General features: G+C 44.6%; 14 protein-coding genes. 5 read left to right on the forward strand and 9 right to left on the reverse strand.

All coding sequences use genetic code 11. From position 1 onward, the window contains the following. The first annotated feature begins 64 nt into the window (after nt 1–64). Entirely contained in the window at nt 65–604 is a 540-nt protein-coding gene (locus RTN07_RS10060; RefSeq protein WP_007116150.1) for a UPF0149 family protein, read from the forward strand. A 54-nt stretch (nt 605–658) separates the two neighbouring features. Here RTN07_RS10060 and argG read toward each other — a convergent pair whose 3' ends face one another. The 8 genes from argG to RTN07_RS10100 all read right to left on the reverse strand — a co-directional run bounded on the left by argG (nt 659) and on the right by RTN07_RS10100 (nt 10,204). Beyond that, complete coding sequence (argG, locus tag RTN07_RS10065; RefSeq protein ID WP_312177828.1) at nt 659–2,017, reverse strand: argininosuccinate synthase; 1,359 nt, start codon at nt 2,015–2,017, stop codon at nt 659–661. 168 nt (nt 2,018–2,185) lie between these two features. Then, entirely contained in the window at nt 2,186–2,662 is a 477-nt protein-coding gene (gene greA / locus RTN07_RS10070; RefSeq protein WP_007116148.1) for a transcription elongation factor GreA, read from the reverse strand. A 261-nt stretch (nt 2,663–2,923) separates the two neighbouring features. Next, the gene (locus tag RTN07_RS10075) at nt 2,924–3,475 is read right to left on the reverse strand and encodes a phosphatase PAP2 family protein (RefSeq protein ID WP_040403597.1); all 552 of its coding nucleotides are present in this window, start codon (nt 3,473–3,475) and stop codon (nt 2,924–2,926) included. A gap of 154 nt (nt 3,476–3,629) precedes the next feature. Next, nucleotides 3,630–6,875: a carbamoyl-phosphate synthase large subunit gene (carB, locus tag RTN07_RS10080; protein ID WP_312177812.1), complete on the reverse strand. Its 3,246-nt coding sequence runs from the start codon at nt 6,873–6,875 to the stop codon at nt 3,630–3,632. A gap of 20 nt (nt 6,876–6,895) precedes the next feature. Then, complete coding sequence (locus RTN07_RS10085) at nt 6,896–7,348, reverse strand: PIN domain-containing protein (RefSeq protein ID WP_095356162.1); 453 nt, start codon at nt 7,346–7,348, stop codon at nt 6,896–6,898. Nucleotides 7,349–7,369: 21 nt separating this feature from the next. Further along, nucleotides 7,370–8,470 carry an AAA family ATPase gene (locus RTN07_RS10090; RefSeq protein WP_198510976.1) on the reverse strand — a complete coding sequence of 367 codons (1,101 nt, stop codon included), beginning with the start codon at nt 8,468–8,470 and terminating at the stop codon, nt 7,370–7,372. Between the two features lie 50 nt (nt 8,471–8,520). After that, nucleotides 8,521–9,714, reverse strand: a complete 1,194-nt coding sequence (gene carA, locus RTN07_RS10095; protein WP_312177814.1) for a glutamine-hydrolyzing carbamoyl-phosphate synthase small subunit — start codon at nt 9,712–9,714, stop codon at nt 8,521–8,523. Between the two features lie 256 nt (nt 9,715–9,970). Continuing rightward, nucleotides 9,971–10,204 carry a hypothetical protein gene (locus tag RTN07_RS10100; protein ID WP_076774895.1) on the reverse strand — a complete coding sequence of 78 codons (234 nt, stop codon included), beginning with the start codon at nt 10,202–10,204 and terminating at the stop codon, nt 9,971–9,973. Nucleotides 10,205–10,338: 134 nt separating this feature from the next. Here RTN07_RS10100 and RTN07_RS10105 point away from each other — a divergent pair, with 134 nt between their 5' ends. Both RTN07_RS10105 and RTN07_RS10110 read left to right on the forward strand, forming a co-directional pair. Beyond that, complete coding sequence (locus RTN07_RS10105; RefSeq protein WP_312177816.1) at nt 10,339–11,610, forward strand: FAD-dependent monooxygenase; 1,272 nt, start codon at nt 10,339–10,341, stop codon at nt 11,608–11,610. After that, on the forward strand, nt 11,607–12,854 hold the full coding sequence (locus RTN07_RS10110) for an FAD-dependent monooxygenase (RefSeq protein WP_312177818.1): 1,248 nt from the start codon (nt 11,607–11,609) through the stop codon (nt 12,852–12,854). The genes RTN07_RS10105 and RTN07_RS10110 overlap by 4 nt, the downstream gene beginning before the upstream one ends. Before the next feature lie 75 nt (nt 12,855–12,929). Here the strand turns inward: RTN07_RS10110 and RTN07_RS10115 are convergent, their stop codons facing one another. Next, complete coding sequence (locus tag RTN07_RS10115) at nt 12,930–14,144, reverse strand: OmpA family protein (protein ID WP_312177820.1); 1,215 nt, start codon at nt 14,142–14,144, stop codon at nt 12,930–12,932. A 517-nt stretch (nt 14,145–14,661) separates the two neighbouring features. On the opposite strand from RTN07_RS10115, the gene RTN07_RS10120 reads away from it, so the two are divergent. Continuing rightward, entirely contained in the window at nt 14,662–15,291 is a 630-nt protein-coding gene (locus RTN07_RS10120) for a rhomboid family intramembrane serine protease (protein WP_060995078.1), read from the forward strand. Between the two features lie 143 nt (nt 15,292–15,434). Then, nucleotides 15,435–16,370, forward strand: a complete 936-nt coding sequence (locus RTN07_RS10125) for a metallophosphoesterase (protein WP_312177821.1) — start codon at nt 15,435–15,437, stop codon at nt 16,368–16,370. Nucleotides 16,371–16,381 lie beyond the last annotated feature (11 nt).

Raw genomic sequence — 16,381 nt, forward strand, 5'->3', positions numbered from 1 at the left:
TACAGTCGGTATTAACCTTTCTTTTTTCAATCCGCTTTTTTGATAAAATACTAGGATAACCACCATGGATTTTGATGATTTAATCGATTTTTTAGACAGTGATGACAATGAATTTGGGCTATCGAGCATCGCTACACACGGCTTTTTAACCGCCTCTATTGTCGGCAAACCTTTAGACAATTGGCAAACCTATCTTTTTGAAGGGCATGAAAAACAAGTCAAGCCAGAGGTGCTAGCAGCCATTGAACAGTGGCGTGATGAGCTGCAAGCCATGCTGCAAGATGAGCGTGAAATTGAGCTGCCTTTTGATGTCGAAGAAACTGACTATCTCGATATTGAAAACTCAGAAATCAGCGAATGGTCGGTGGGCTTTGTTGATGCCATGTATGCCAGCGATGACGAAGAAGATGATTGGTTTGATGATGACGACAGCGAAGAAGATGTGGCAATGCTGACGTTACCGATGATTTTGTTTAGTGGCATTGATGAAGACCAACCTGATATGCAAGAGCTACTCAAAGACCCAGAAACCATGAGTCAAATGGCACAAGCCATAGAAAAAAATATCGTTGAGCTGTTCTTACTCTTTCATACCAATGATTAATGGTAGTCACAAAAAAGGGCAATCGCATCGATTGCCCTTTTTTTATTTACCGCATTATTTTTGCTCTAGTTGCGGTACGTCTGAGCCATGGGCATTGGATAACAAACCTGATTGGCTATATAACGCCAATTTAGCCCGGGTATCTGAAATATCTAGATTGCGCATGGTGAGCTGACCGATACGGTCCATTGGCGTGAACGCCGCATCTTCAACTTTTTCCATCGATAGGCGTTCTGGTTGGTAGGTCAAGTTGTCAGATTTAGTATTTAAGATGGTATAGTCATTACCGCGGCGTAGCTCGATGGTGACTTCACCCGTGATAGCTTTGGCGACCCAGCGCTGGGCGGTTTCACGAAGCATCAAGGCTTGTGAGTCAAACCAGCGACCTTGGTACAACAAGCGACCTAGGCGTAAACCATTGATACGGTACTGCTCGATGGTGTCTTCGTTATGAATCCCAGTGACCAAACGCTCATAGGCAATGTGCAACAGCGCCATGGCAGGGGCTTCATAGATACCGCGTGATTTGGCTTCGATGATACGGTTCTCAATTTGGTCACTCATCCCAAGACCATGACGACCGCCGATTTCGTTGGCTTTTAAAATCAAATCCACTGGGCTATCAAAGGTTTCATCATTGATTGCCACAGGCATGCCTTGTTCAAAGCGTACGGTCACTGTTTCTTTGTCGATTTTGACATTGTCATCCCAAAATGCCACACCCATAATCGGCTCAACGATGTGCATGCTGGCATCCAAAAACTCCAAGTCTTTGGCTTCATGCGTCGCGCCGAGCATATTTGAGTCGGTTGAGTAGGCTTTTTCTTTGGACATTTTGTAGTCAAAGCCATTGTCGATTAAGAACTGTGACATCTCGCTACGACCGCCCAATTCATCAATGAAGGTTTGGTCAAGCCACGGCTTATAGATTTTAAGGGCAGGGTTGGTGAGTAAACCGTAACGGTAAAAACGCTCAATATCATTGCCTTTATAAGTTGAGCCATCGCCCCAAATGTTGACATCATCTTCTTTCATGGCAGTGACTAGCATGGTGCCTGTAACCGCACGACCCAGTGGCGTGGTGTTAAAGTAGGGCATACCACCGGTGCTGACATGAAACGCACCGCATTGAATTGCGGCAATACCTTCAAGCGCTAATTGCAAACGGCAATCAATCAAACGTGCTTTGACCGCACCATATTGGTCGGCTTTTTTGGGAATGGCGTTGTAATCGTCTTCGTCAGGTTGACCTAAGTTCGCGGTATAAGCGTATGGCAGCGCGCCTTTTTGCTTCATCCAAAGTAGCGCAGCTGAGGTGTCAAGTCCGCCAGAAAACGCGATACCGACTTTTTGTCCGACGGGGACAGATTGTAAAATGGTGGCGTTGTTAGTTGCGCTGTTGTTCGCATTCATGCTCATAAGCTTTCCTATCCAATTCTCAAAAAATAATCTGTAAAATCAACCTATCGAATTATTGTAACATTTTTGTCAACGTGTTTTTCGCCATTTTTTGACAATTACCCATAATTTGTCACAATAAAAAAGCCAATCATTTGATTGGCTTTATCGGCTAAATAGCGGTTATTGGTACAAGACTTCTACGATTTCGTATTCGACTTCACCGCTTGGGGTTTGGATTTTGGCTTCATCGCCTTCTGATTTGCCAATCAGACCGCGCGCGATAGGCGAGTTAATCGAGATTTTGTTGGCTTTAAAATCTGCTTCGTCATCACCCACAATTTTATAGCGTTTTTGCTCTTCGGTATCGAGATTTTCAATCACTACCGTGACGCCAAACACCACGCGACCTTCTTGTGGTAGTTTGAGCGGATCAATGACTTCAGCCCCGCCCAGTTTGGCTTCAATATCGCGAATACGGGCTTCACAAAATCCTTGCTGCTCACGGGCAGCATGGTACTCGGCATTTTCTTTTAAATCGCCATGTTCGCGCGCTTCGGCAATCGCCGCGGTAATACGTGGACGGTCAACGGTTTTGAGCTGTTTGAGCTCTTCTTCTAAAGCCGCGTGACCTTGAGGCGTCATTGGATAACGTTGCATAGGGGATTCCTTTTGTCACAAATAGGGATTCAAACGGCAAGATTGCCAAAGTAACAAGTCACAAAAAATGGTCATCAACGCTCGTGATTAACCACTATCTATTTTGTATAGATGAAAAAAACCATGCTAGACAGGGCTACTGCCTAACAAGGTTCTAGTAAAAAATTTGCTGTGCTGCGTCAATCACCACAATCACGGTATTTTACTTGATAACGGCTTGTGATGCAAAGCATTCACTCAATTGACTGCATGAGCCTGACATTACCAAGCTGAGCTGATGGTAACACCCACGGCTTTATTTTCATACCAAGGTAAAATAGTGGCATTGTCAAACGGTTGCGTCATCACCAAACCACTGACGACACCCAGCGCGCAGCCAGCAACCACATCACGGGTATGGTGCTTGTCGGCATCCACACGTGACCAGCCCACATAGGCGGCAGGAATCATTGCCATCGAGCCATAGCGCCAGCCATAGCGTTGACCGATGAAAGTTGCGCCCGCGCAAGAATCACTAGCATGCCCTGATGGAAATGAGTAATCTTCGCCATTGGGACGTTCGCCCCATGCGGTGTCATTGGTGGCGTATTTGAGCGCATAGGTAGCCGCCAAATTGGTTGCCATGGTTTTGCCTAATTGATACACGCCTTCTTGGTCATGTTTGGCAAGTGCCATGCCTAAGCCTGCTACCGGGATAGCAATATGCAATATATCGCCCGCTTTTTCGCTATCGCTTTTGGCATATACCGTTGTGGTTGGCGCTAATACAGCAGCGAGCAGTATGATGTTAAAGGTCTTAGAAGGTTGTCTCATGGCATTCACACCCTGATTGTGGTTGGTGGTCAAAACATTGATAAACATGGCTATACTTAGGGCAAACCTAGTATACACCCCAAACCTTAGGATTATCTTAACCCATAAAAAAATACTGATAGCACTGGCTATCAGTATTTTAGACTAGCGGTGGTTATCCCTGTGTCTGTGTATGTAGCGCTTGGAGCTTATACACATCAAATGGTAGCTGCACTTTATACGCTTGGGTAACTGCTGCCGCGGCATTTAAGGTGGTCACATTAAATACTTTATGCTGTAAGGCTGAGCGGCGAATCGAGAATGAGTCTTCATGCGCTTGTTTGCCTTCAGTGGTATTGACCACAATCGCAATCTCACCGTTTTTGATGGCATCGACGATATGTGGGCGACCCTCGGTGACTTTGTTGATGCGCTCACAGGCGATACCTGCTTCGGTCAAGATTTTTTGTGTACCTGAAGTTGCCACAAGTTTAAAGCCATAGTCGGCAAATTGTTTTGCCACTGGTACCAGGTTGGCTTTGTCGCTTTCACGCACTGATAAGAACACTTTTTTAACTTCATTCTCCACTGGCAAACCGGGCAATCTATCATTACTGCCGATGATGGCTTTGTAGTAAGCTTCACCAAAGGTCTGACCCACGCCCATGACTTCACCCGTTGATTTCATCTCAGGGCTTAAAATAGGGTCAACGCCTGGGAATTTGGCAAAAGGGAAGACCGCTTCTTTGACCGCAAAAAAGGTTGGAATCACCTCAGTGGTAAAGTTTTGTTCCACAAGCGTTGTGCCAGCCATACAACGCGCAGCGACTTGTGCAAGTGAAGTGCCGATGCATTTTGATACGAAAGGCACCGTACGTGAGGCACGCGGATTGACTTCAAGAATATAAACCACACCATCTTTGACCGCGTATTGCACGTTCATCAAGCCCACCACACCCAGCTCTTTTGCCATCGCCACGGTTTGTTCGCGCATCACATCGCAAATCTCTTGGCTGAGTGAATACGGAGGGATTGAACACGCTGAATCGCCGGAATGCACGCCCGCTTGTTCGATATGCTGCATGATACCGCCAATCACCACATTAGTGCCGTCAGAGATACAATCCACATCCACTTCAATTGCATCATCTAAAAAGCGGTCAAGTAATACAGGGGCTTCATTGGACGCTTGTACGGCTTCACGCAAATAACGACGCAGTTCGTTTTCGTTATAAACGATTTCCATCGCGCGACCGCCCAACACGTAAGAGGGACGGACAACTAGGGGATAGCCCACTTGCGTCGCTTTGACAATACCGTCTTCGGTACTGGTCGCCAAGGCATTGGGCGGCTGAGTAAAGCCTAATTGCTCAATCATGTGTTGGAAACGTTCACGGTCTTCTGCACGGTCAATCGCATCTGGGCTGGTACCGATGATATGCACACCTGCAGCTTCCAGTGCGCGCGCTAATTTTAATGGCGTTTGTCCACCGTACTGCACAATCACACCTTCGGGTTTTTCGATGCGCACGATTTCAAGCACATCTTCTAAGGTAATAGGCTCAAAGTACAGACGGTCAGAGGTGTCATAGTCAGTTGAAACTGTTTCAGGGTTACAGTTGACCATGATGGTCTCATAACCATCTTCACGCATTGCCAAGGCGGCATGTACACAGCAATAGTCAAATTCAATACCTTGACCAATGCGGTTGGGACCACCACCGATAACCATGATTTTTTTGTTGTTGGTTGGATTGGCTTCACATTCGTCATCATAGCTTGAATACATATAAGCGGTTGAAGTCGAAAACTCCGCGGCACAGGTATCCACGCGTTTGTACACAGGATACACGCCCAAATCCCAACGTTTTTTACGCAGTTGTTTTTGTGAAATACCAAGGAGCGTTGCCAAGCGTAAATCTGATAACCCTTTACGTTTGAATTGACGCAAGTTGTCGCTGGTCAAACCGCCAAAGCCAGTTTCTTTCACCAATTTTTCCGTTTTGACGATGTCTTCAATTTGCACTAAAAACCAAGGGTCAATGCGAGTAAACTCAAACACCTCATCTACGCTCATGCCAAAACGGAAGGCATCAGCAATGTAGAAAATACGGTCAGGTGTAGGAGTTTTTAATTTAACTTTTAAGGTACTGCGAATGGTATCCTCATCTTGATTGAAATCAAGATACTCATCAAAACCATTTACGCCAATCTCAAGACCGCGTAACGCTTTTTGCATCGACTCTTGGAAGTTACGACCAATCGCCATCACTTCACCCACTGATTTCATTTGGGTAGATAAAGTGCTGTCAGCTTGGGGGAATTTTTCAAAGTTAAAGCGCGGTACTTTGGTCACCACATAGTCAATGGCAGGCTCAAAGCTGGCTGGGGTCAAGCCGCCTGTAATGTCATTGCTGAGTTCATCGAGGGTGTAACCGACCGCAAGTTTTGCTGCGATTTTGGCAATCGGGAACCCTGTGGCTTTAGATGCCAAGGCGGATGAACGGCTGACACGTGGGTTCATCTCGATGACCACCATACGACCTGTTTTTGGGTCAATACCAAATTGTACGTTTGAACCACCGGTCTCCACACCAATCTCACGCAGCACCGCCAATGACGCGTTACGCATGATTTGGTATTCTTTATCCGTCAAAGTCTGAGCAGGCGCCACAGTGATAGAATCACCTGTATGCACACCCATAGGGTCAAAGTTTTCAATCGAACAGACGATGATACAGTTGTCTTTTTTGTCACGGACAACTTCCATCTCGTACTCTTTCCAACCGATTAAGCTTTCATCAATCAATAGTTGATGAGTGGGTGATAAGTCAAAACCACGCTCACAAATTTCGACAAATTCGTCACGGTTGTAAGCGATACCACCACCCGAACCACCCATGGTAAATGATGGGCGAATGATGCAGGGAAAGCCGACTTTGGCTTGAATAGCGAAGGCTTGTTCCATGGTTTCGGCCACTTCGGCGCGCGGGCACTCTAAGCCGATTTTTTTCATCGCTTTATCAAATAAATTGCGGTCTTCGGCTTTTTCGATGGCATCTTTGGTCGCGCCAATCAGCTCACAGCCATATTTTTCCAGTACGCCATGCTTGTCCAAGTCTAACGCACAGTTGAGCGCGGTTTGTCCGCCCATGGTGGGTAAGATGGCATCGGGGCGTTCTTTGTCGATGATGCGCTCTACCGTTTGCCAGGTGATGGGCTCGATGTAGGTGGCATCTGCCATGACAGGGTCAGTCATGATGGTGGCTGGATTTGAGTTAACCAGAATGACGCGGTAGCCTTCTTCACGTAAGGCTTTACAGGCTTGTGCGCCTGAATAGTCAAATTCACAGGCTTGTCCGATGACAATTGGACCTGCGCCGATGATAAGAATGGATTTGATGTCGGTACGTTTTGGCATAGCTTCTCTCTTACTAACAATTAGTTAAAAGGCGGACTTGGCATTAATTTAATAACATTTTCAATTTTGTTAAAATCTTTTTGATTAACATTGACCAATTCTAAATTGCGAATTTTGGCGACAACATAATGAAATACATCAAAGTTCTGTTTATCGAGTCTGATACCTGTGTCTTTCGATGAAAAATCCTGACTACGGCTAAAGTGAAAAATTCTAGCGGAAGGATTGGCTTCTTTATCAGTGATATTAAATTCAACAAAATCGTCTAAAATTTCTTGGGCTTCATCAATTGAAATACTTTTTACACCTCGTAATACTTCATAACGAATCAAAGGGGTAATGGCAATCGTGGCATTTTGAGCGATTAAGTCATTAAATTTTTGTTTTGCTTCAATATGATTAGGATTATCATCCTTTCCATCAATCACAGCGATTAAAATATTAGCATCCACTAAAACAGATTTTTGATTCATTTTTTCACCTATCTGTTTATCCTATTTATTTAACAGGGCTAATAATTTTTGTTTCGCTTTGGTTTGGTCAATGTGTTCCATGTTTTCACGTTTCAATTGATTTAAATCGACATCAAACGCATCTTGTAATACATTTTCTAGTAACCGAGTATTGGGTGAATTTATTTCTTGACTTCTTACCACACCATCAGCGTCACGTTTTAATAAATACGCTTCACCTTCAGCCAGTTGTGATAATACTAAGGGTGAATGAGTAGCGATATAAAAAGTGGTATTGGGAAATAAGTTTTTCAGCGTGGGTACAATTTTAGTTTGCCATTCGATATGTAGATGGCTTTCGATTTCATCAATTAATACCACGCCTTTGACGTTTAATAAGTCGGTGGCGTTGGTAAATGCTGAATACGCAGAGATAATGGATTGAATGATTTTTACCACTGAAATAAAACCAGAGCTTAATTCACTTAACTCTCGTTCTTGTCCTTCGATGGTGAGAAATACATTGCCGTCACCATCGATTTTTAGCGTTTTTTCAATACGATTGTCTAAAATGTTTAAAGCGTTTAAAACAGTGTCAATTTCTATTTTTCTATTATCTTCTTCACGTTGGTAAGGATTTACAGACTGTGCTCTTAAAACAAACCATTCATTTAAGGATTCTGACATCCCTAAATCTTTCATGCCATCAACAGTGTAGAGGCTACTTTCAAATCTTTGCAAATAATCACTTTTTCTTTGGTTAAAATTACCAACTTGCTTATTGTAATAACCCGAATGATGATTAAAGACACCCCGTTGATTTGCACCTAAATAAGCAATAGCAAAAGATTTGCGTTCTGGGTTTATTTGTAAAGTATCAGTACTCACGTATTGAGTATCAAATAAAAGATGTATTTTATTTAAAAAATCAATATATTCTCGAAATAATCTTTCAAAAGAGCCATATTTTGGGGTTATATCGAATTCAGAGTTAGTAGCAACTAAACCAATAAATATTGACTCTAAAGTTTTGGTTTTGCCTACCCCATTTGACCCAAAAAAAACAAAAACTCGCTTAGTATCGTCAAGATTTAGCTCAACGTCACCCACCCCTCGCAAGTCTTTGATTTTAATTTCGGTCATATAAATCTCAAATTTTATCTTTAAAAAAGTGCAATTAATGCACTTTAAAATTAACCTTTCGCTTTTGCCATCATATCCGCAAATTTATCAAACAATGGCGCACAGTCATGGGGTCCTGGGCTTGCCTCTGGATGTCCTTGAAAACTAAACGCAGGCTTATCGGTCAGCTCAATGCCTTGATTTGAGCCATCAAACAACGAGCGATGCGTCACTTTAATGTTGCTTGGCAGGGTGGCTTCATCCACCGCAAAACCGTGGTTTTGTGAGGTAATCATCACCGTACCTTGCTCGATATCTTGCACAGGGTGGTTGGCACCATGGTGACCAAATTTCATTTTCAAGGTTTGCGCGCCGCTAGCCAGTGCCAATAGCTGATGACCTAGACAAATCCCAAACAGCGGAATATCAGTCTCGGTGATGATGTGTTTGATGGCATCAATGGCGTAATCACATGGGGCAGGGTCGCCAGGACCATTGGATAAGAAAATACCGTCTGGGTTATGTTTGAGCACTTCATTGATAGGCGTTTGGGCAGGCACAACGGTGACATGACAGCCGCGGTCAACGAGCATGCGCAAAATGTTGGTTTTGACGCCAAAGTCATACGCCACGATGTTAAATTTTTGCTCAATGTCAGTGCCCAATTCTTTAAAGTGACCACAAGTTGGGCTCACTTCTGGACTCACCAATTGCCATGAGCCTTGCGTCCAGGTAAAACCCGCTTGGTCACAGCAGACTTTCGCCAAGTCCATGCCTTTGATACCGGCAAAGCTTTTGGCAAGTTCGATTGCTTTGGCTTCATCGAGCTGGCCGTCGCTATCGGCAGTCATGATACAACCGTTTTGTGCGCCTTTTTCACGCAGTAGGCGAGTGAGTTTACGGGTGTCGATATCAGCGATGGCAACGGTGTTATGGTTAATCAGATACTCATTGAGTGATTGGCTTGAGCGAAAGTTACTGGTCGCCATGGTCAAATCACGGATAATCAATCCATTTGCCCACACTTTGTGAATACGACCTGACTCTGTGTCTTCATCGTTGGTACCAGTATTACCGATATGCGGGTAGGTTAAGGTGACGATTTGCTGGGCATAGCTTGGGTCAGTCAAGATTTCTTGGTAACCTGTCATCGCTGTATTAAACACGACTTCACCAACGGTGTGTCCGCTAGCACCGATGCTGCGACCATAAAAAACCGTACCATCTGCCAATGCCAAAATTGCTTTTGCGTAATTCGTGTTCACCTAGTGCCTCCGCTCGTATCCTGTGTTCTACCCATGTGTGCGACGGTAAATTATGCCCAGTCAATGCACATACCGTAAAAAGTATCGCCCACAAAAAAGCGAGAAGACATTGATTTTAAAGAAAATAGCTAACTGGTTTTAATGCGTTACCAGTCTGTGCCATTAACTTTATCATGCCAACTCGCTAAGGTTTGATTTTGCCTATTTTAACAGAACCTCACAAAAAAAGGTAGCCAAAATTTTTGTCGAAGTCAGTCTAAAAAGTACGTAAACTTGGTTGAAACAAACCGACCACAAACCAAATCGTTTCAACAATCCAAATGATCAGTACATACAAGCGGATTTGCTCAGCGGTCCAATCTAGCGAAAACCAGCCAATTAGCCACCAAGATAGCCAGCCTTCTAGCCATTTTGCGCCATTTCCCAGCAGCACCCAACTATAAAATATACTGCTAAGCAAAAACAGCAATAACCACTGTAATAGCGACATTTTGCTTAGTCCTTTAACATTTGCTTTATGGATTTTACCCAATTGCCGCCACAAAGCGCGTAAGGATTTGTGCTAAACTGGTAAAAAATTCTGATAAGGTGCGCTTTAACCGCCCTTTAAAAAAGAGAACAATCATGAATATTCTTACCCCCCAAACTGTGGTGATTATCGGTGGCGGCAATGTTGGTTTATCCTTTGCTTTACTGCTTGCCGACAAAGGCATCTCAAGTACGTTACTAGAAAAAGCCAACTATCCGACCATCAGCCCTGATGATGACTTAGACCGCGCGCAATTTGACAGCCGTAACATCGCGCTGTCACGCCGTACGGTACAAATTTATCGTGGTATCACCTTTAATGGCAAAGCGCTATGGGATGATTTACAAAGCCATGCCTGCCGCATCGATGAAGTTAACATCAGTGAAGAAGGTAGTTTTGGTAAAGCGACGCTCAACAAACACGCTGAAGGAGTAGAAAGTTTTGGACAAGTGATGGAAAACGCATGGCTTGGCAAAAAATTACTGCTCGCCGTGCAAAACAATCCGCTGATAACCTTGCTAGACGGTGCCACTTTGACCGATATACAACAGACGGCAACCGATGTCACCATTCGCTTTGACCAAGCCCACCAAGCTCGCCAAACCTTAACAGCTGATTTATTGGTGGCTTGTGATGGTCAGCACTCGCCAAGCCGGCAACTACTGGGCATTGGCGCAACTGCACACGATTATCACCAAGTCGGTGTCGTGGGCGTGGTCATGACGGACAAACCGCACCAGCATCAAGCGATTGAACGCTTTAATAAAATGGGCGCAGTTGCTGTGTTGCCTTTGGTTGATGCGTTTGATATCAGTCAAGGGGATGGACGACAAGCCCAGCAAGGCTACCGCCGCTCTGTGGTATGGGTGTGCCCAAAAGGCGAAGAACAGCGCTATCTAGACGACGACCAATACTTTCTTGACACCATTCAACAAGCCTTTGGCAGCCTAGCAGGCAAGTTTGTCAAAGCGGGTAAACGCGGCGCGTATCCACTGGTGAAAATATTGGCAGATAGTCAAGTCAAAGATCGCTGCGTCATCATGGGCAATGCCGCCCACACCTTGCACCCTGTGGCAGGACAAGGCTTTAACCTATGTATGCGCGATGCTGATACGCTCGCCAAAATGCTGGCACAGCAAGTGATGCGCGGCGAAGATATCGGCGATAGTCGCATGCTACAAACTTATGCCAAACGCCGTAAAGCCGACCAAAAACGGGTAGAAATTTTCTGCGATACGGTGGTCTATGGCTTTATGCACCAAAATCCCTTGCTCAAATTCGCGCGTAATGTCGGACTCATTGCCTTTGATAAAGTGCCATTTGTGAAGCCAGCTGTGGCTACCTTTGCGATGGGGCTGAAATCATGAAAAATAATACCCTCATCATCGGCGGCGGTATCGTTGGGACAATCTTAGCACTAAAGCTTGCCCAAGCGCGCCATCCTGTCACCTTAATCGATGCTCGCCCAAAACTTTTAGCAGCCGATTGGCACGACAAACTCACCCAGCGTGATGCTCGTGTGTATGCGTTAAGCGTTGCCAGTATTAACCTACTCAAAGAGGTCGGTGCCTGGCAGCGTATTGAACAAAGCAAACGCAAAGCCGACTATACCCAAATGCAGGTATGGCAAACCAATGGCGTGGGTGAGCTAAATTTTGGTGATGCTCAAACACCGCAATTATTGGGCAGTATGGTCGAACCTTTTATCATCGAAAAAGCGCTGTATGACGGTTTTGACGATGAGCGTCTTGTCCATCAGGGTCAATCTTATTTGCGCCATATTGCAGGGCATAAGGTCACTGATATTGCGTGGCAAGGTGAAGATTTAGGGTATCAAGTTAGCTTAGACGATGGCACCACGCATCAAGGTAAGCTATTAATCGGTGCTGACGGGCGCGGCTCTATGGTACGCCAAGCGACAGGGATTGGGTTAGATACTTTGGTGTACCAGCAAACGGCAATCTGCTGCGCCATCAAAACCGAGCAGCCACACAAGGCGACAGCCAGACAAGTGTTTTTGCCGACAGGGCCTTTGGCACTTTTACCGCTGGCAGATGTGACGGCTGACGATCAGGCAAATCCTCAACATTGGCAATCGGTGGTATGGACATTGCCGACCAATGCTGCCCTCGATTTACTCACACTCACGCCAAAAGAGCTTGCCAAAGAACTCGCCTTTGCCAGTGGCTATGCTTTGGGGGACATCACTGAGATTGAATCAATCGCCAGCTTCCCACTGGGTGCCCAACATGCCAAAAATTATGTCAAAGCCAACTTGGCGTTGGTTGGCGATGCCGCGCATGGGGTGCATCCTTTGGCGGGACAAGGTTTAAACTTGGGTATGCTCGATATCATTGCCTTGAGCGATATTTTGCAACAAGATTACCAGCGTTCAGGCAACAAGCTATGGGCAAGTTTCGCCACCTTACAGCGGTATGAGCGTCAACGCTATGCAAATAACGCGATGATGATGCACAGTTTTTCTGGGATCAATTGGATTTTTGGTACACAGCTGCGTCCGATTCAGCAGCTACGCAGTAAAGGCGTAAGTGTGGTTAGCAAAATCACACCCTTGATGAAATTTTTTACCCAAAAAGCCAGTGGCATCTAAAAATTTTTAACAGCAAAAAAAATCCTCGATAACTTATCAAGGATTTTTAACGATGCATCAACCGTAAAAGGTGATTTATTTCGCTGGACTTGCAACCGTCGTGACAGTTGTGGTACCAGTGGCAGGAATTGCATTGTCATCAACAATGTATGCATCGACACGGCGACCTTCTTGGTCTTTACCCGCAGCACCTGTTGTATCTTGTGGTTTGATCAATTCAAGTTGTGATTGTGGCACACCATTGGCTACCAAGAATGATCTAACTGCTTGGGCACGCTCTTTTGCTAACTTCTCATTGGCAGCAGCATTACCTGTGCTGTCAGTATAACCACTGATACCGATTTTTTTGCCTTGTTTAGCGGCTTCAAGGATATCATTGGCTTTTTCTTTAGCATTACCAGCAACTTGTGCTTTACCCGTAGCAAAGTAGAAGCTTAAGCGACCATTTTCAAATACCACTGAAGGCTCAGTGCTAGAGATAGTTGTTGCCGTGGTTTCAGTGGTAGTCATCGTGGTGCCAGATGCCATTGGCATGCTTGCTACTGCCATGTCAGTGGTTGATGCTACAGGCATTGCCATGCTATTGGTTGCACTTGCCGCAGAGACTTCAGTTGTGGTAGTGGTTGTCGTTGTTGACGCAGTAGTAGAAGCCACAACTGGCGTCGCGACTGGCTCAGTTTTGTTACATGATTTTAATAATGCCCAAGCGAGTGCACCTAAAATCAACAAACCAATGATTGGCAATAACATTTTCATCAAGCCGCCTTCATCGCGTTTAGGCGTAGCAACTAGATGCTCCTCTGTACGAGTGGTCGTTTGGACAGTAGGCGTGGTGGCTGCATGCACAGGCGACAAATTCAACATGGTTAAAATGCCCGCTGGGATAAATGCATATGCCCAAGCAGGAATCACAGAAGCCACAGACGCAATATTGTTTGATAAGAAAGTATTGAGTGGTGTTGTACCTGCAAGTGAGCGTAATTCACGCAGTACCAGCGGCGCGGCACGGCTTACTAACGAAGCAGTCTCTTGCTCTGGTACACTGTAATGACGTGAGAGCTGTTGCACTAGCTCTGTACGGTGGGTGGTATCTGGTAGTACACGGTCAAAAAAGCTATTGTCATTATCAGCGATGGTTGCATTAGCAAAGCTGTTAGAGACGTTACCGTCAGCAAGACGGGCAACCAAGATAGCGTATAATTTTTCTAATAAAGATGAGCGGTTTTCGTCATTTGCATTATTTAAAACAACGGGTGTTACTGTACGGGTTAAATGTTCAATGATATTCATAATTCAAGCCTCAAGAAAATGAAGGGTTATCAACCACCATAAAACCAATGTATTATTTTTATATCCAGCACACTAGCCAATAATTCTATTATATATTTTCAAAAATTATTATTTATGGTTGTTGGGTTTGTTATTGCATTGCTAATTAATTTACGCTTAACAATACTGAGAAAAACTGCCGCAACTCAACAGATTTTGTTAAGTCTTTTGCAGTATTACTCAAATATAGCTAATAAATTAAAGCAAAATCGGCTCGCCTTCAGTTATGTTAAGGTAACTATTGCGTAAATATTGTGTTAAAAATTCAAATCGTCCCCATTTTGGGTAAACTTGGGTAAAGGTGTGTTGCTCAAATTTGAAGGGTTTGTCATTAGCTTCATGCTACAAGGTGAACGTGACACTACAAGGCAGCTTTAGGTATCATCTATATCAATAAATTCACATTTGGCTTATTGAGATAATACGCTATCTTTATCATAATCCTACTTATCATTATTTATTGCTATTTTGAGGTGTTATGTCACTTTTTTCTAACCATACTTTATTTATCATTATCATTACGGTGGTCGTCAGTTTATTAGCTTGGCAATCACCCCAACTGATGCAAAGGTTAATTTTTTATCCACCTGCGGTGAAGCGAGGGCAAGTCGATCGCTTTGTCACCCATGGTTTTATCCATGCCGATGGGATGCACTTATTTTTTAATATGTTTACCCTGTATTCGTTTGGACAAGCGGTGCAGGGATTGTTCATGTCCAAACTCGGCAGTCTAGGATTTGTGCTGTTTTATCTTGCCGCTTTGGTGGTGGCGATTGTGCCAACCTATCTAAAACAAAAGAACAATCCTCGCTATAGCAGTCTAGGCGCATCGGGCGCTGTTTCAGCAGTAATTTTTAGCTATATCTTGATGAATCCGTGGTCGACATTGTTGCTGTTTGTGATTCCTGTACCTGCGATTGTGTTCGCGGTGGCGTATGTGGCGTATAGTGTGTGGGCGGATGGGCAAGGTCGCGGTAGTATCAATCATTCGGCACATTTGGTGGGTGGTATTTTTGGTATGTTAGCCACGATTGCCATTGAGCCCGGTATTGTGGCGCATTTTTTTAACCAATTAATGCACCCAAGATTTTTAGGCTTTGGTGGCTAACATTTGGGGGCAAAAAATTGCGTGGCGCCGCTTGCCTGATTACAGCTTGCCCATTCATAGGTTGTACAGCCACAGGTTGCCTAGTTAACAGTCGCTTGGCTGGTTAACGGTAAAGTCGTAAAAAGCAGTAAAAGGTAAAAAATATGATTTATGATGTGATTGGTGATGTGCATGGTCAGGCAGATAAACTCATTGGGTTACTGACGCAGTTGGGCTATCAACATGATGGTCAGTGTTTTCAAGCGCCTCCTAATCACCAAGCGATTTTTATAGGCGACTTGATTGATAGGGGCAGTCAACAGCTGCAAACCTTATCTATCGTATTTGCGATGATTGACCACGGGCAAGCGCTCGCGGTCATGGGTAATCACGAGTATAATGCGTTAGCTTACGCCACACCCGATGCCCGCGATGCAAGCCAATATTTACGACAACATAATGATAAAAATACCTCGCAGCATCAAGCGTTCCTTGATGAAGTAGGGTTTGGTAGTGAGTTGCACCAGTTTTGGCTCAAGCGGTTTTATGAATTACCGCTGTGGCTAGCATTGGATGATGCGTGTTTTGTGCATGCTTGTTGGGACAGTGATGCGATGGCGATTTTAAAACCGCTGTTAACGATAGACAATCGCTTGACGCCCGTTGCGCTACAAAAAACCAGTGAGGAAGGTACGCCGCCTTTTGAGGCACTGGAAAGAGTGCTTAAAGGTGTGGAAGCACCGCTACCTGAAGGCATTCATTTGGTCGATAAAGAAGGTCATCAACGTAAAAATGTACGGATACAGTGGTGGCAGCCGAGTTTATCGTTTCAGCCGATTCACCAGATTGCGCGCGCCAGTCAAGAAGATTTGATTCATATTCCTAAAGACACGTTGACCGCTGAGATTTTGTTTGGTCTTGACCATGACAAACCTATTTTTGTCGGGCATTATTGGCTCAATGGCACGCCTGAGCTACTTAGTCATCAAGTGGTCTGTGTGGATTATTCTGCTGCCAAAGATGGTTTTTTGACGGCTTATCAATTTGACACCGATCATCCGGCTTTGACCTCAGCGAATTTTATTCAATATCAGCATTAACCCAAAGCTAA

The organism is Moraxella sp. CTOTU46934 (assembly GCF_031979465.1).
In the GTDB taxonomy this organism is placed as follows: Bacteria; Pseudomonadota; Gammaproteobacteria; order Pseudomonadales; family Moraxellaceae; genus Faucicola; species Faucicola tetraodonis.

Excerpts from the sequence above, each read along its gene's own strand:
- RTN07_RS10060 (WP_007116150.1), top strand. The coding sequence starts at position 65 with ATGGATTTTGATGATTTAATCGATTTTTTAGACAGTGATGACAATGAA.
- argG (WP_312177828.1), bottom strand. The coding sequence starts at position 2,017 with ATGAATGCGAACAACAGCGCAACTAACAACGCCACCATTTTACAATCT.
- greA (WP_007116148.1), bottom strand. The coding sequence starts at position 2,662 with ATGCAACGTTATCCAATGACGCCTCAAGGTCACGCGGCTTTAGAAGAA.
- RTN07_RS10075 (WP_040403597.1), bottom strand. The coding sequence starts at position 3,475 with ATGAGACAACCTTCTAAGACCTTTAACATCATACTGCTCGCTGCTGTA.
- carB (WP_312177812.1), bottom strand. The coding sequence starts at position 6,875 with ATGCCAAAACGTACCGACATCAAATCCATTCTTATCATCGGCGCAGGT.
- RTN07_RS10085 (WP_095356162.1), bottom strand. The coding sequence starts at position 7,348 with ATGAATCAAAAATCTGTTTTAGTGGATGCTAATATTTTAATCGCTGTG.
- RTN07_RS10090 (WP_198510976.1), bottom strand. The coding sequence starts at position 8,470 with ATGACCGAAATTAAAATCAAAGACTTGCGAGGGGTGGGTGACGTTGAG.
- RTN07_RS10100 (WP_076774895.1), bottom strand. The coding sequence starts at position 10,204 with ATGTCGCTATTACAGTGGTTATTGCTGTTTTTGCTTAGCAGTATATTT.
- RTN07_RS10105 (WP_312177816.1), top strand. The coding sequence starts at position 10,339 with ATGAATATTCTTACCCCCCAAACTGTGGTGATTATCGGTGGCGGCAAT.
- RTN07_RS10110 (WP_312177818.1), top strand. The coding sequence starts at position 11,607 with ATGAAAAATAATACCCTCATCATCGGCGGCGGTATCGTTGGGACAATC.
- RTN07_RS10115 (WP_312177820.1), bottom strand. The coding sequence starts at position 14,144 with ATGAATATCATTGAACATTTAACCCGTACAGTAACACCCGTTGTTTTA.
- RTN07_RS10120 (WP_060995078.1), top strand. The coding sequence starts at position 14,662 with ATGTCACTTTTTTCTAACCATACTTTATTTATCATTATCATTACGGTG.
- RTN07_RS10125 (WP_312177821.1), top strand. The coding sequence starts at position 15,435 with ATGATTTATGATGTGATTGGTGATGTGCATGGTCAGGCAGATAAACTC.